The sequence below is a fragment of the Bradyrhizobium sp. CCGB01 genome (assembly GCF_024199795.1).
Taxonomy (GTDB): Bacteria; Pseudomonadota; Alphaproteobacteria; order Rhizobiales; family Xanthobacteraceae; genus Bradyrhizobium.
The window spans coordinates 9,118,034-9,132,989 of sequence record NZ_JANADK010000001.1 but is presented as its reverse complement, the minus strand read 5'-3'; the positions used below and the strand labels follow the sequence as shown (position 1 = coordinate 9,132,989).

12 protein-coding genes are annotated in these 14,956 nt (G+C 65.1%); 2 read left to right on the top strand and 10 right to left on the bottom strand.

All coding sequences use genetic code 11. The features are described from left to right. Positions 1–53 precede the first annotated feature (53 nt). Positions 54–1,247, top strand: a complete 1,194-nt coding sequence (locus tag NLM25_RS43035) for an ABC transporter substrate-binding protein (RefSeq protein WP_254140967.1) — start codon at positions 54–56, stop codon at positions 1,245–1,247. Positions 1,248–1,375: 128 nt separating this feature from the next. On the opposite strand, the gene NLM25_RS43030 is transcribed toward NLM25_RS43035, so the two are convergent. From NLM25_RS43030 to NLM25_RS43015, 4 genes are all read right to left on the bottom strand, one after another. Continuing rightward, positions 1,376–1,762, bottom strand: coding sequence for an MAPEG family protein (locus NLM25_RS43030; protein WP_254140966.1), 387 nt, complete (start codon positions 1,760–1,762; stop codon positions 1,376–1,378). 89 nt (positions 1,763–1,851) lie between these two features. Then, positions 1,852–2,934: a lipocalin-like domain-containing protein gene (locus NLM25_RS43025; protein WP_254140965.1), complete on the bottom strand. Its 1,083-nt coding sequence runs from the start codon at positions 2,932–2,934 to the stop codon at positions 1,852–1,854. After that, on the bottom strand, positions 2,924–5,386 hold the full coding sequence (locus NLM25_RS43020; RefSeq protein WP_254140964.1) for an ABC transporter permease: 2,463 nt from the start codon (positions 5,384–5,386) through the stop codon (positions 2,924–2,926). The genes NLM25_RS43025 and NLM25_RS43020 overlap by 11 nt, the downstream gene beginning before the upstream one ends. Further along, positions 5,383–6,036, bottom strand: coding sequence for an ABC transporter ATP-binding protein (locus tag NLM25_RS43015; protein WP_254140963.1), 654 nt, complete (start codon positions 6,034–6,036; stop codon positions 5,383–5,385). Before NLM25_RS43015 ends, NLM25_RS43020 begins: the two co-directional genes overlap by 4 nt. A gap of 146 nt (positions 6,037–6,182) precedes the next feature. On the opposite strand from NLM25_RS43015, the gene NLM25_RS43010 reads away from it, so the two are divergent. Further along, entirely contained in the window at positions 6,183–7,520 is a 1,338-nt protein-coding gene (locus NLM25_RS43010; protein WP_254140962.1) for an MFS transporter, read from the top strand. A gap of 189 nt (positions 7,521–7,709) precedes the next feature. Here the strand turns inward: NLM25_RS43010 and NLM25_RS43005 are convergent, their stop codons facing one another. From NLM25_RS43005 to soxB, 6 genes are all read right to left on the bottom strand, one after another. Beyond that, positions 7,710–9,425 (bottom strand): amidohydrolase family protein, encoded by a 1,716-nt coding sequence (locus NLM25_RS43005; protein WP_254140961.1) that lies wholly within the window; start codon positions 9,423–9,425, stop codon positions 7,710–7,712. Positions 9,426–9,620: 195 nt separating this feature from the next. Next, positions 9,621–10,829 (bottom strand): MFS transporter, encoded by a 1,209-nt coding sequence (locus NLM25_RS43000; RefSeq protein WP_254140960.1) that lies wholly within the window; start codon positions 10,827–10,829, stop codon positions 9,621–9,623. A 324-nt stretch (positions 10,830–11,153) separates the two neighbouring features. Continuing rightward, a complete protein-coding gene (locus NLM25_RS42995) occupies positions 11,154–11,324 on the bottom strand; it encodes a hypothetical protein (protein WP_254140959.1) in 171 nt (56 codons plus the stop codon). A gap of 80 nt (positions 11,325–11,404) precedes the next feature. Continuing rightward, positions 11,405–12,442, bottom strand: coding sequence for an MBL fold metallo-hydrolase (locus NLM25_RS42990; RefSeq protein ID WP_254140958.1), 1,038 nt, complete (start codon positions 12,440–12,442; stop codon positions 11,405–11,407). A 283-nt stretch (positions 12,443–12,725) separates the two neighbouring features. Further along, the gene (locus tag NLM25_RS42985) at positions 12,726–13,184 is read right to left on the bottom strand and encodes a hypothetical protein (protein WP_254140957.1); all 459 of its coding nucleotides are present in this window, start codon (positions 13,182–13,184) and stop codon (positions 12,726–12,728) included. Continuing rightward, positions 13,181–14,932: a thiosulfohydrolase SoxB gene (soxB, locus tag NLM25_RS42980; protein WP_254140956.1), complete on the bottom strand. Its 1,752-nt coding sequence runs from the start codon at positions 14,930–14,932 to the stop codon at positions 13,181–13,183. The genes NLM25_RS42985 and soxB overlap by 4 nt, the downstream gene beginning before the upstream one ends. Between the last annotated feature and the right edge of the window lie 24 nt (positions 14,933–14,956).

Below are 14,956 nucleotides of genomic sequence, written 5' to 3'. Positions count from 1 at the left end.
TCTTCACTAGTATCCGCGCGATTTCAAAACAGAATACTGCTGGGAGCTAACACATGAAATCAGCACTTTTGGCCGCTGTCGCAACGTCTGCCCTGTTGCTGGCTGCGCCGGCCTTCGCGCAGGGCGTCAAGATCGGCATCCTCAACGACCAGTCCGGCGTCTATGCCGATTACGGCGGAAAATATTCGGTCGAAGCCGCCAAGATGGCGATCGAGGATTTCGGCGGCGAAGTGCTGGGCCAGAAGATCGAGATGGTCACGGCCGATCACCAGAACAAGCCGGATCTCGCCGCCTCGATCGCGCGGCGCTGGTACGACGTCGAGAATGTCGACATGATCACCGAGCTGACGACCTCCTCGGTCGCGCTCGCGATCCACGAGCTCTCCAAGGAAAAGAAGAAGATCGACATCGTCGTCGGCGCCGCGACCTCGCGCCTCACCGGCGATGCCTGCCAGCCCTACGGCTTCCACTGGGCCTATGACACCCGCGCGCTCGGCGTCGGCACCGGCGGTGCGCTGACCAAGGCCGGCGGCGACACCTGGTTCTTCCTCACCGCCGATTACGCCTTCGGCTACGCGCTGGAAAAGGACACCAGCGAGATCGTCACCGCCAATGGCGGCAAGGTGGTCGGCTCGGTGCGCGTGCCGCTCAACTCCTCGGACTTCTCCTCCTTCCTGCTCCAGGCGCAGAGCTCGAAGGCGAAGATCGTCGGCCTCGCCAATGCCGGCCTCGACACCACCAATTCGATCAAGCAGGCGGCCGAGTTCGGCATTGTCTCGGGCGGCCAGAAGCTTGCCGGCCTCCTGATGACGCTCGCGGAGGTGAACGGCCTCGGCCTTCAGGCCGCGCAAGGCCTGGTGCTGACCGAGGGCTATTACTGGGATCTCAACGATCGCACCCGCCATTTCGGCGAACGCTTCTTCAAGCGCACCAGCCGGATGCCGAACATGATCCAGGCCGGCACCTATTCGGCGACGATCAGCTATCTCAAGGCGGTCAAGGCCGCCGGCACCAAGGACCCGGACGCAGTCGCCAAGAAGCTGAAGGAGCTTCCGGTCGACGACGATTTTGCGCAGGGCGGCAAGGTGCTCGAGAACGGCCGCATGGTCCACGACATGTATCTGTTCGAGGTCAAGAAGCCGTCGGAATCGAAGAAGCCGTGGGACTATTACAAGCTGCTCGCCACCGTCCCTGGCGACAAGGCGTTCTTCGCCGCCAAGGACAGCGGCTGCCCGCTGACGAAGTGACGCGTAGCGTCATTCCGGGGCGATGCGAAGCATCGAACTATGGTGCGCAATTGCGCACCTGAGAATCTCGAGATTCCGGGTTCGGCGCTGGCGCGCCGCCCCGGAATGACGGCTTACAATTCTTCCCTTTACACCATCCGCAGCACCACCGCCCCCAGCGCACCGACCCACAGCGCGAACGCGGCGAGGACCTGGATCGCGAAGCCGGGGCCGCGCTTGGCCGCCGCTTTCGAATAGCCGATGAAATAGACGATGCGGCCGATGATCCAGACCGCGCCGATCCCGGCAGCGGTGGCGTCGCCGATATAGACTGCGAACAGCCAGAGCGACGGCAGGAAGATCGGCATCCATTCCAGCGTGTTCATCTGGATGCGAAAGGCGCGCTCGAAATCCGGATGGCCGGACGTTGCCGGAACCTTGATGCCGGTGCTCGTCCGCGCCCGCGAGACGTTGATGCTGGTGAAGAAATAAAATGCGATCGCCAGCAGCGTGACGAGGGCGGTGAGATGATACATTGCTGATTTCCCTCAAGCGTTTCGAGCGAAGTGGACACCGGTTCGCGCAAGGAATACGCGTCAAAACCAGAATCTACGCAGGTCGGGCTTCAATAGCCGGTCAGCTCGAGATAGCCAACGCCGTCATGCGTGCCGGCAAAGCTGATCGGTCCCTCCCAATAGGAGAAGCCGGTCCCCATCCAGGCCTTTGGATTGAGCGGCTTGCAGGCAATCGAGAACGATCGTGAGGGGATCGCGATCTGCCATTCCAACGACAGCTTGCGTCCCGCGATCTCGGCGGTCGCCTTCGGAACCATCTGGATATCGCCACCCGCGATCATCTGCGTGTCGCCCGTGGCGCTGATCCAGTTGCCGAACGGATACTCCTTGCCGTCCTTCTGCCGCAGCCGGTACAGCATCAGCTTGTCGCCGGATGAAAGGTGCAGCGACAGCCAATCCCAGCCGGATTGGTCGGCATCGAGCGGCTGGCTGCTCCACTCGCGGTCCATCCAGGCCTGGCCCGAGACATCGACGGATTTGTCGTCGATCGTGAGGCTGCCGCGCGCGCGATAGAATGGCTGGCTGTAATAGTAGGACGCTTGCCCGCGCTCGGACTTGCGGCTGTAGCCGCCATCGCCCTGCAACACCACCGGACGATCGGCCTCCAGCGTCAGTGCGTAGCTGAAGTCTGTCCCGGAGGCCTTCAGCGTCAGTGGCGCCAGGGAGCGATCGTCGGTGCGTTCAAAACCCTTCATCTCCCAATCGTCGATCCAGGCCGCGAACGGCTTTGCCGTGACGCCGGCCTGCCCGATGCCGCCGCGCGAAAACACCTCGTTGAAGCGGTGTGTATCGGCGCGCGTGACTGCCGCATGCGCCATCCAGATCTGCTGATTGGCCCAGCCTTCGCCTTGCGGGCCCGGCCGCGCCGCCTGACGGAACAGTGTCCATTGCAGCCCGCAGGCCGCGCCGCTGCTGTCGGTGAGGTTCGCCGTCAGATACCACCATTCGATGCGAAACTCCGGATGCGGTCCGTGATCGGCGGGGAAGGTGAACAGCTTTCCCGGCGTGACCTTCGCAAAGCCGTCAGCGGTCTCGCCGAGCCCGGCATAGCCTTGTGCGCCGGCACGGCGTGTGAGCGCGAGTGCGGCAATGCCGCCGGCAAACGTGCGCCGCGAGATCGTCTCAGCGCTCATTGGCAAACACCTTTACGAGGCTCGCCGGCTGCATCCGCGCCAGCCGCACCATCGGCAGCAATGCGGCAAGCAGCGACGCGATCAGCGCGACCGCAACCAGCTCGACCAGTTGCAGCGGAAAGACGTGGAACGGCAGCCGCCAGCCGAACGCCTTCACGTTGACGATGGCGATCAGGCACCACGCCACCAACAGGCCGAGCGGCACGGCCAGCAGGGACGTGAACAGCGCAACGGAGAGCGTCTTGGTCAATTCGATCGCGGCAAGGCGCGGGCGCGTGAGGCCGATCGCCCACAGCGGCGCAAGCTGCGGCAGGCGGGAATTCGCCAGCGTCAGGAGACTGGTCAAAAGTGCGATGCCGGCGACGCCGAGCGTGAACGCATTCAGCGCCGATGTCACCGCGAAGGTGCGGTTGAAGATGCGGATCGATTCCGCCTTCACCGTCGCCTGGTCGGCAACGCTGCGATCATCGAGCGCAAACTGCTTCTGTAGGGCCGCGATCAAGCCTGGGATATCCTGCTTCGCGACGATCAGGCCGATCCGTGTCTGCGGCGTCTGCGGAAAGTGCCGGATCAGCGCCGCGACATTCACCGCGAGCTGCCCCTTGGGATTGCCGTAATCGGCATAGATGCCGACGATATCGAGCTCCCAGGTCCCGCCGGGCGCCGGCACCTCGATGACGTCGCCGACACGGACATTGAGGCGGCGGCTCAACTGCTCGCTGATGAAGGCGGCATTGCCCGGCACCAGCTGGGTCCACGCCCTCGGCGCGGTCTCCAGCAGCGGCCAGCGCTCGCGATAGAGCGCGTGATCGGGCAGGCCGAGCAATTCCACCGGCTGGCCCTGGACCTGCGCCTCGGCGCGCCCGCCCGACAGGATCGCCTGGACATCGCTGCGCTCCTTCAGCCAGTCGCGGATCGCAACGCCTTGCGAATTGTCGGAGGCGCTGATGTAGACGTCGGCTGCGAGCCGCCCGTTGAGCCAGCCGAGGAAAGTGCGGCTGAAGGTCTCCACCATGGTGGAGACCCCGACATTGACGGCCAGCGCGAGCAGCAGCGCCATCAGCGCGAGCGACAGTCCGGAGAGCTGTTGCCGGCTGTCCGCCCAGAACCAAAGCGACAGCGGTCCGCGCGACCAGCGCTGGCCGATGAGCAGGATGATCTCGAGGAAGGCCGGCAGGATCAGTGCCGCACCGAGCATCAGCGCCGCGAGTACGCCGAAGCCGGCGATCAGCGATTGTCCGTAGTGAAGCAACAGCAGCGCGACCGCAAACACGGCGCAGGCAGCAAGGCTTTGCAGGATCAGCCAGCGCCGCTGCCGCTGCTGCCAGGCGCGCGGCTGCGCGGTCGCCAGCACCGGCATCCTGATGGCCTTGATCAGGCTCGTCGCCGCCGCCACCAGCGCGCCCGCGATGCTGATGCCGATGCCGGCGAGCCACCACTCCGAGCGCAGCGCGAGCTGCCCGGGGATCTGCGCGCCATAGAGCCCGCGCAGCGAGGCCGCGACGTCGGGCAGCAGCGCGGCTGCGATGAAATAGCCGCAGACGAGCCCGATCAATCCTGCGACCAGCGCCAGCGCCACCAGCTCGATCACCAGCACCGTGTTGACCAGCCGCGCCGAGGCCCCGCAGGCCCGCAGCGTGCGCAGCATCGGCAACCGCTGCTCGAAGGCGAGGCCGACGGCCGAGTTGACGATGAAGAGGCCGACGAAGAACGACAGCAGGCCGAAGGCCGTGAGGTTGAGATGGAAGCTATCGGTGAGGCGCTCCAGCTCCGTCTCCGCATTCGGCTCGACCCGCTGCAACTGCCCGCTGACGATGCTGGCCAGCGGCGCCGGCCTGCCCTTCGCTTTGCCGATCAGCAGCCGCGACACCTGATCCGGCTTGTTGAGCAGCCGCTGCGCCACGCCGATGTCCACGACCAGAACGTCGGGCACGAGCTGCGGCAGCACGCGCAGCGGCGGCAGTTTTGCGCCGCTGCTGATCGGCGGTGCCGCGCCCTCCTGTTCCTGCATGTCAGCGAGCGTTTCGCGCGCCACCAGCGTCTGGCCCGGAGGCGCGACGAAGCTGCTCAGATCCGAAGCACCGAGGCGCGGCGCGTTGCCGACGTCCGCCGGCATCGTCACCGGCTCGATGCCGAGCAGCCGCACCGAACGTCCGTTGACCTGGACGCGGCCTTCCAGCACCGGCGAGACCGGCCAGCCCGCGCGGCGAAGCTTGACGAACAGGCCTTGCGAAAAGGTCGCCGCGTCAGGCGCAACCAGCATCGCCGTGCGCACGCCGCCGAATGTCGCCGCGGCGCGGTCATAGGCATTGCGGGCCTGCTGGTTGATGGCCTGCACGCCGCTCCACAATGCGGTTGCCGCGATCAGGCCGATCAGCAGCGTCGCGAACTGCATCTTGTGCCGCCGCCAGTGGCTCAGGAGCACCGCGAGGACCCACAGCGCGCGCCTCATGCGATCCGCCCCGCATGCAAGGTGAGGTGGCGGTCGAGCGTGCCGGCCAGATGCAGGCTGTGCGTCACCATCAGGAAGCCGCAGCCGGTGCGGCTGACGAGATCGCGCGTCAGCGCCAGCACGCCTTCGGCGGTCGCTTCATCCAGATTGCCGGTCGGCTCGTCGGCGAGCAGCAGCGACGGCTTTGTCGCCAGCGCCCGGCCGATCGCGACCCGCTGCTGCTGGCCGCCTGATAATTGCTCTGGATAACGCTTGAGCAGGCCGTCGAGCCCGAGCCGCTCGACCAGCTCTTTTGTCCAGGCCGCATCATGCCGGCCGGCGATCCGCGCCTGGAAGGCTAGATTGTCCGCCACCGACAGGCTCGGGATCAGGTTGAACTGCTGGAACACGAGGCCGATCCGGTCGCGCCGCAGCCCCGCGCGCCCCGCATCGGAGAGTTTGGTGACCTCGGTGTCCTCCAGCCGGATCGAGCCGCCATCGGCGGCATCGAGCCCCGCGATCAGGTGCAGCAGCGTGCTCTTGCCGCTGCCGGATTCGCCTGTCAGCGCGACGCGTTCGCCAGCCTTGAGGTCAAGGTCGACGCCGCGCAGCACATGGACCGGCTCGCCGGCCGAGGAGAAGGTCTTTGAGAGGTTTCGGATGCTCAGCAAGGTCAATGCGCCGGACGGAATTAACTCAATGCTGCGTAGCACACTTGCCGTGGAAATGCCGGGGTTGCGTTGGCCTTGAAGCCGTTGTTAGCTCCCAAAACGGCCAAATCAAAAAGTGCCGACAATAAAGACATACGGGGAGAATGATGAGCGCTCAGGGAACGCCGTCCGCGGCGGGTAAGACGGCAGGGGATTCCAAGGCAACGCCGAAAGGCGCCTGGACCGTCACTTTTCTCCTCTTTCTCTTCATGGTCGTGAACTTCGCGGACAAGATTGTCGTCGGACTCGCCGGCGTGCCGATCATGACCGACATGAAGCTCAGCGCCGAGCAATTCGGCCTGCTAGGCTCCTCGTTCTTCTTCCTGTTCTCGATCTCGGCCATCGTGGTCGGCTTCATCGTCAACAAGGTGCCGACGCGCTGGGTGCTGCTGACGCTGGCGGTGATCTGGGCGCTGGCGCAGTTTCCGATGGTCGGCACCGTCTCGTTTACCACGCTCCTGATCTGCCGCATCGTGCTGGGCGCCGGCGAAGGCCCGGCCTTCTCGGTCGCCGCGCACGCGATCTACAAATGGTTCCCGGATGAGAAGCGCACGCTGCCGACCGCGATCCTGTCGCAGGGCTCGGCCTTCGGCGTCATTCTCGCGGTGCCGGCGCTGAACTGGGTCATCGTCAATCATTCCTGGCATTATGCCTTCGGCGCGCTCGGTGTCGTCGGTCTGATGTGGGTCTGCGCCTGGCTCACCTTCGGCGAGGAAGGCCCGCTGGAGGACACGCAGGTCCTCGCTGTAACCGAGGCGAAAATTCCCTATTTGCACCTGCTGACCTCGCGCACCTTCGTCGGCTGCGTGATCGCGACCTTCGGCGCCTATTGGGCGCTGTCGCTCGGCCTCACCTGGTTCACGCCGTTCATTGTGAAGGGCCTTGGCTTCTCGCAAAGCCAGGCCGGCTTCATCTCGATCCTGCCCTGGGTGTTCGGCGCGACCGTCGTCATCCTCACCGGCTGGATCTCGCAGGTCATGAACGCGCGCGGCTACACCACGCGCATCTCGCGCGGCGTGCTCGGCTCGGTGCCGCTGATCATCGGCGGCCTGATCCTGGCGATGATGCCGCATGTCACCGGCGCTGGTCTCCAGATCGCGCTGCTCGTCGTCGGCTCCGGCCTGTGCGGCGCCATCTATGTCGTCTGCCCGCCGATGCTCGGTGAGTTCACGCCGGCGTCGCAGCGCGGCGCGGTCCTCGCGATCTACGGTGCGCTCTATACGCTCTCGGGCATCATCGCGCCGATGGTGATGGGCACCGTGATCCAGCGCGCCGGCGCCATGCTCGACGGCTACCTGACCGGCTTCACCATCAACGCGGTGGTCATGGTCGGCTCCGGTGTCATCGGCCTGCTGCTGCTCTGGCCGAACACGGAAAAGGCCAGGCTGACGCGCGGTGCCGCTCCGCAGGCAGCTCCTCTGAAGGGCGCGGTGTCGCCGACGTAAGAGGGCGGGTTGTCTTACCCTCCCCTGGAGGGGGAGGGTCGATCGTGCGAAGCGCGAGCGGGGTGGGGTGATCTCTCAACACGGGCACTGTTCCGTGCGGAGAGACTGTCACCCCACCCCGTCTCACATTCCGCTGCGCTCCATGTGAGCCGACCCTCCCCCTCCAGGGGAGGGTAAGCAGCTCCTCGTTTAATTCATCCCCTGCGCGCCCCGAATCAGCTTCCCCGGCCGGCGTCCCGTCGCCTCACCGTGCCGCCGCGTCACGACACCCGAGACGATCGTCGCCTCGTAGCCATCGACGTCCTGCAACAGCCGCCGCCCGCCGACCGGCAGATCGTAATGCACCTTCGGCGGATGCAGATGCAGGCGGTCGTAGTCGATCACGTTCACATCCGCCTTGTAGCCCGGCGCGATCAGCCCGCGATCGGTGAGGCCGACCGACAGCGCGGTCTTGCGCGACTGTGCGGCGACCACGAACGGGATTGTCAGCTTCTCGCCGCGCTTGCGGTCACGCGTCCAGTGCGTCAGCAGATAGGTCGGGAAGCTGGCATCGCAGATAATGCCGCAATGGGCGCCGCCGTCAGACAGGCCCGGCACCGATTGCGGATCGATCAGCATCTCGCGCGTCGCATCGAGATTGCCGTCGGCATAGTTGAGGAACGGCACGTAGAGCATGCCGCGGCCCTCGTCCGACAGCATCGCGTCGTAGGCGAGCTCCTCCGGCTGGCGGCCCTGCTTGCGCGCCTGCGGGCCCAGCGCATTCTCCGGCGGCTGCTCGTAATCCGGGGGATCGCCGAGCAAAAACATCTTGTCGTAGTTGGGCCGGAAAAACAGCGGGTCGTCGGTCGCGGTCGCCGTCTCGCTCAAGATGGCTTTGCGCACCTCCGGCTGATGCAGCGCCGCCAGCCGCTCCTTCAGCGGCAGATGCGCGATCGCCTTGTAGCTCGGATGGGTCTGGAACGGGTTTCGCGACAGCTCGAGACCGAGCAAGAGCCCGACCGGGCGCGCCGCGATCTGCGCGGTGATGGAGAGGCCGCGCTTCGCGGCTGCATTGATCTCGTCCAGCGTCTGGCGCCAGCGGTTTGGCGCCTTGTCGTTCTGCGTGATCGAGAACGAGATCGGGCATTTCGTGGCGTCCGCCACCCGCAGCATCATCGGCAGATCTTCGTGGAGGGTCGACAGGTCCAGCACGAATTGCAGCACGCTGCGGCCCTGGCTGTGCATCGCGCCGGCAATCGCGGTGAGCTCGTCCTCGCCGGCCTTCAGCGTCGGCGTGAAATCGCCGGTCGAGGTGCGGTGGTTGAGCGTGCGCGAGGTCGAGAAGCCGAGTGCGCCGGAACGTACGGCTTCACCCGCGAGCTTCGCCATCGCCGCGTTGTCTTCGGCTGTGGAGGGATCGCGGCGCGCGCCGCGCTCGCCCATGACATAGACGCGCAGCGCCGCGTGCGGCAGCTGCGCGCCGACGTCGATGTCGAAATCGCGCCTGGAAAGCCAGTTCATGTAATCCGGAAAGCTCTCCCAGGCCCAGGGAATGCCGGCGCTCAGGACAGGCTCGGGAATGTCCTCGACGCCTTCCATGAGCTGGATCAGGCGGGTGTGGTCGGCGGGCTTGCACGGTGCAAAGCCGACGCCGCAATTGCCCATGATCGCGGTGGTGACGCCGTTCTGCGACGACGGCGTGATGTCTTGGCTCCAGGTGACCTGGCCGTCATAATGCGTGTGGACGTCGACGAAGCCCGGCGTCACGAGTTTCCCGCGTGCGTCGATCTCCTCGTTGCCTTTGGCCGAGACCTTGCCGACCTCGCTGATCTTGCCGCCGGTGATGGCGACGTCGGCCTCGAACAGCTCGCCGCCGCGACCGTCCGCGACAGTGCCGCCGCGGATCACGAGATCAGGGGTGCTCATGATGTTTCTTCCCGTTTTGTTTTGTTGTGTTTTGGCTTTAACGGCTCGTCGTCCCGGACGAGCGAAGCGAAGATCCGGGACCCATAACCACAGGGAGCTATCTGGCGAAGACTCTTGGTGACCAGTCCGCGCCGCCAATTTCTCCCTGGGATTATGGGTCCCTGCTTTCGCAGGGACGACAGTTGAATTCGTTGCTCAAGCCTTGCCTTGCGGCTTCCGCTCCGTGAACGGCGACAGCACCACCGTGGCCAGCATGAAGATCACCGACGCCCCGAACACCCAGTGCGGCGCGCTCTGGTCCATGATCCAGCCGAACAGCAGCGGTGAGACGATGCCGCCGAGATTGAAGCCAGTGGAGACGATGCCGAAGGCGCGCCCCGCTGCACCGGGAGGCGCGGCGTTGCGCACCAGCATGTCCCGCGACGGCGCGATGACGCCGGAGAGGAAGCCCGCGGTCGCCATCGTGACGGTCAAAGCCCAACCCGGCAGCGTCACCAGTGCGATCAGCAGCACGATCGCCGCATTCGCCGCAAAGCAGGCGGCTGCGACATAGCCATGGCGCTCGGTGTAATCGGCGAGGAAGCCGCCCGCGAGCACGCCCACGGCGCTAGAGCCGAGGAACGCCGTCAGCGCGACGTTGGCGATGGAATAGGTCGCGCCATAGCCGCTCATCAGCGCGACCACGCCGAAATTGTTGATGCCGGCGACCGAGAGGCTGAGCAGCATGAACAGCATGGTGAGCGTGATCAGCGCCGGCGTGATCACCGCCTGCTTCGGCGCGTTCTCGTCGCCCGGCTTTTTCTTGTGGGCGCCGGCATCGGGAATGTTCATGACGACCAGCAGCAACGCCACCAGCACGCCGATTGCGCCCGAAGCGATGATGGCGCCTGTCCCGCCAGAGATGGTGATGAGGGCCGCAACGATCGCCGGTGCCAGCGCGCCGCCGAGATAGCCGGCAAAGGTGTGGATCGAGAACGCGCGGCCCATCCGCGCCTCATCCATATGCTCGGCGAGGATGGCGTAGTCGGCGGGATGGTAGACGCTGTTGGCAAGACCCAGCAGCACCGCGCAGGCAATCAGCGAGGCGTAGCTGAGGTGCAGGCCGAGCAGGATCAGCGCGAAGCCGCCGAGCGTCAGCCCGGCCAGCAGGATTCTGCGCGCACCAAAATGATCGACGAGATAGCCGGTCGGCGCTTGCGTCAGGCCGGATACGACCGCTGACACAGTGAGTGCGAAGCCGAGCTCGATATAGCCGACGCCGAGCTGGCTCTTGAGGAACGGAAACAGCATCGGCAGGACCAGCAGATGGAAATGGCTGACCCAATGCGCGATCGAGATTCCGGTCAGCGTGCGCAGCGCGCTGTCCGCCTTGCCTTGTTGCGGTGCGGCGAGAACGTCGACCATCGTAGTTCCGTTTCACGTCCTTGAGAGACGCGCAAACTATCGGGGAGAGCGGTTATTTGTCCATGAACGCAGGCGCATGGCAGGTAGTGCGGGTGGGGTGCTGCGATCTCAGTGATCGCTCGGCGGTGCAGTCGGGCAAACTGCGCTCCCTCCCCCCTTGCGGGGGAGGGCGGGGGAGAGGGGTAGCCCAGCAAACGGTCTGTCGGTCGTCGTGCAAGAATCGTCGCGATCTTGAAAGAGTGTGCCGTGTGGCACCCCTCTCCCTAACCCTCCCCCGCAAGGGGGGAGGGAACGCACCATGCGTGAGGTGAGCCTCGTACCCCCTCACAACGGCTCATCATCATTCCCATCGCGATCGCGCTTCGGCGAAACAAAATCGCCGTCTTCGTAATCGTCGTCGATCTCGCGTGGAGGCGGAGGCTTTTTCGCCTTGTCATCCGCTTGCTTGTTGTCCGCAATTTTGGGCGGCTTGCTCGGCTTGCCGATCTTGGCCATGGCTGGTCCCGGATGGTGATGCTGCACCCGTCTTACCAGGAGGATATGTGCAGTTCCTGACCTATCGCAAGCCTGCGCCGTCAGTGCAGCACCGGCCCGCCCGCCTTCTTCCAGGCGTCGATGCCGCCGGCGATGTGGGCGGTGTTGGTGAGCCCGGCTGCCTTGGCGGCGGTGACAGCCATCGCCGAGCGTTCGCCGAAAGCGCAGAAGAACACGACGCGGCGGCCGGTTGAGGCTGCGACCTCGCGCAGCATGCCACCGGGCTTGAGGCTGTCTTCAACGGACGGATAGGGCGTATGCAGCGCGCCCTCCAGCATGCCGTGCTTCATCCGCTCATTGGTCTCGCGCAGATCGACCAGCAGGATGTCGGGCCGGCCGAGCGAGCTGATCGCCTCGACCGCGCTGAGCGCGCGGCCCTCTTTCTCCAGCTCCTCCTGATGCAGGCCGACATGCATGTTGGCGGGCACCGCGACGTCCATCATCTTTGGATTGGGCAGCTTCAGGTTCGCCATCAGCTCGATATATTCGTCGACCGAGCGCACCTGGAGCCGCGGATTGTAGCGTTTCTCCTCGCCGATGGTGGAGACGGTGTCGCCCTTGTAGTCGTGTGCCGGGAACACCATCGTCTCGTCCGGCAGCTTCAGCAGGCGGTTGAAGATCGATTCGTATTGCGCGCGCGACGACCCGTTCTGGAAGTCGGTGCGGCCGGTGCCGCGGATCAGCAGCGTATCGCCGGTGAAGACGCGGTCGCCCATCAAATAGGAATAGGAATCGTCGGTGTGGCCGGGCGTGTACATCACGTCGAGCGACAGGCCCTCGATCGTCACCTTGTCGCCGTCGGCGACCCGCATCGCCACCACGTCGGCCTTGGTCTGGTCGCCCATCACGGTCATGCAATGGGTGCGGTCGCGCAGCTCGCCGAGCCCGGTGACGTGGTCGGCATGCAGATGGGTGTCGACCGCCTTGACCAGCTTGAGGTCGAGCTCACGCAATAGCTGGCAGTAGCGGTCGACCTTCTCCAGCACGGGATCGAGGATCAGTGCCTCGCCGCCGGGACGGCTGGCGAGGACGTAGCTGTAGGTGCCCGAAACGCTGTCGAAGAGCTGGCGGAAGATCATGGCAGGACCCGGCGTGAGTTGGCTTCGAGGATTCTACTACATTTGGGACTATAAAGAGAAGTAATCCACTGCATGGCAAGAAGATTTAGAAAATTTTTATTGTGCGTGATGAGGCCGGTGCCCGCCACATGCTCGCTGTCATCGCCCGCCTTGTGCGCAATCGCGCACTGGAGCGGGCGATCCAGTATTCCAGAGGCGGCGAGGGGTACGGAGAAGTCGGGGCGTACTGGATTCCCCGCTTTCGCGAGGAATGACAGCGGTGAATGAGGCGCGGCGGAAGCCCTTACGGCCTCACCACCGTGTACCCGTTCTCCGCCAGGAACAGGATCTGCCCGACGCCGACCTGCACCGGTGTCGCCGCCGGAATGAACTCCGGCCGTTTTCCGGTCTCGCGCTCGATCGTGTCGACTGTGTTCAGGCAGATATCGAACCGCACGCCCTGCGCGATCAGGCTTTCGACCTGCTTGCGGCGCTCGCTGCCTGACAACAGCAGGTCGATGCCGGGGCCGAACGCGACCACCTCGATCGCGACCTTGTCGGGGTCGTAGGCCTTGAGGAGATTGTTGGCGACGCTCAGCACCAGCGCCTGCTTCTTGGCATCGCCGTCGGAGAGTTGAAGCACGATCTTGTGCTCGGCGAACGGCTTGTCCTGGAGCGGCGCGTGCTGCGCAAAAATCGGCGGCAGCACCGCCCATGCGAGCAACGCCAGCAGCATCGCGGAAAAGATTTGCGGCCGCATCATCCCTGTCCTGCAATGCCCGGATTGCCGTCGACGCCTTTCAGCGTGACGCCGGAGCCGAGCCGCTCCTGCAACATCCGGCCCGAGCGCAGATATTTGCCGACGACATCCCACACCGGTGCGCCCTGCTGGCCGTTGACCGAGGCCCAGCCCGCGACCTTGTAGCGGTGGCTCGCGCTGAGCGCCTTGCCGTCCCTGAGCTTCAGCTCGGAGATGCGGCTGCCGATCGCCGCGGTCGGCGTGCAGGTGTAGCTGAGCCCGCCGGCCCGCACCATGTCGCCACCCTGCTGGTAATAGGGGTCGGGGTTGAAGAGGTTGTCGCAGATGTCTTCCAGCACGTCCTTGATCTCTGCGCCGGTCATCTCCTGCACGTAGGTCTCGGGATAAGTGATCGCGGTTTCTGCGAGCACATCCTCCATGGTTAGCGGCTGGCCGGACAGCGCGGTGACGCCCCAGCGGAAGCCCGGCGACAGCGCGATCTCGGTGTCGAGCTCGGTGCGCAGCGCGGCGCAGATCAGCTCGTCCATGGGGCCGGCAAAATTGTCGCGCCGATACAGCAGGCGGTCTGGCGTTGCGATCTTCTCCGACCAGTCGGTGACATGCGGCGCGCGCAGCCGGCCGATCAGCTCGGCCATCGCAGGGTCCGGCTTCAGCAGCTCGGAATAGACCGGCAGCAAATGATAGTGGATGTCATTGACCTTACCCTTGTCGAGCGCGAGATCGAGCACCGCGAGAAATTTTCCGTTGGAGCCGGCATTGGTGACGAGTGTCGTGCCGCCGGCGTTCTTCACGGCAATCGGCTGCGGCACGGCGTCATGGGTATGGCCGCCGAGGATGACGTCGATGCCGGTGACGCGGCTTGCGAGCTTGAGGTCGACATCCATGCCGTTGTGCGACAGCAGGATGACCGCATCGACCTTGTCGGTGTTGCGCAAGGCATCGACATGCTTCTGCAGCTCTTCCTCGCGAATACCAAAGGTCCAGTCCGGCGTGAACCGCTTGGGATGCGCGATCGGAACGTAAGGGAAGGCCTGGCCGACGATCGCGACGCGATGGCCGCCAAGCTCCTTGATCACGGAGGGCTTGAACACGCGTCCCGTAGCCTTGTCGAAGGCGCGGGCGTCGTTGAATGCGGCTTCCTCGGTCAGGAAGACGTTCTGCGCCAGAAACTCGCCCTTGAAGCGCTCGAGATTCTCGCGCAGCACCTGCTCGCCATAGGTGAATTCCCAATGTCCGGTCATCGCCTCGATGCCGAGCAGGTTGGCGACCTCGACCATGTCGCGGCCCTGCGTGACGTTGGCAAGCCCCGTGCCCTGCCAGAGATCGCCGCCGTCGACCAGCACGGCGTGCTTTTCGCCGGCATCGCTGCGCAGGCGATCCACCAGCGTCTTCAGATGGGCGAAGCCGCCGAGCTTGCCGAACCGGCCGGCCGACTTCTCGAACTCGAAGCAGCTGAAGGCATAGGCATCGGCGCTGTCGGGCCGGATGCCGAAACGTTCGAGAAACGCGCGGCCGACCAGGTGCGGCGGCTGTCCCGCCATCTCGCCGATGCCGATATTGACGCTGGGCTCTCGGAAATACACCGGATTGAGCTGCGCGTGCGTGTCGGTGATGTGCAGGATCCGCGCATTGCCGAACCGTTCGAGGTCGTAAATGCTCGCATTGTCGGCCCCGCGCGCAAGCCGCGGCAGGCCAATCGATGCGGCAGCAGCGGCTGTGCCCTTCAGGAAGTCGCGGCGGCGGATGGCCATCCAAAAAATCTCCGCGCCTGTTCT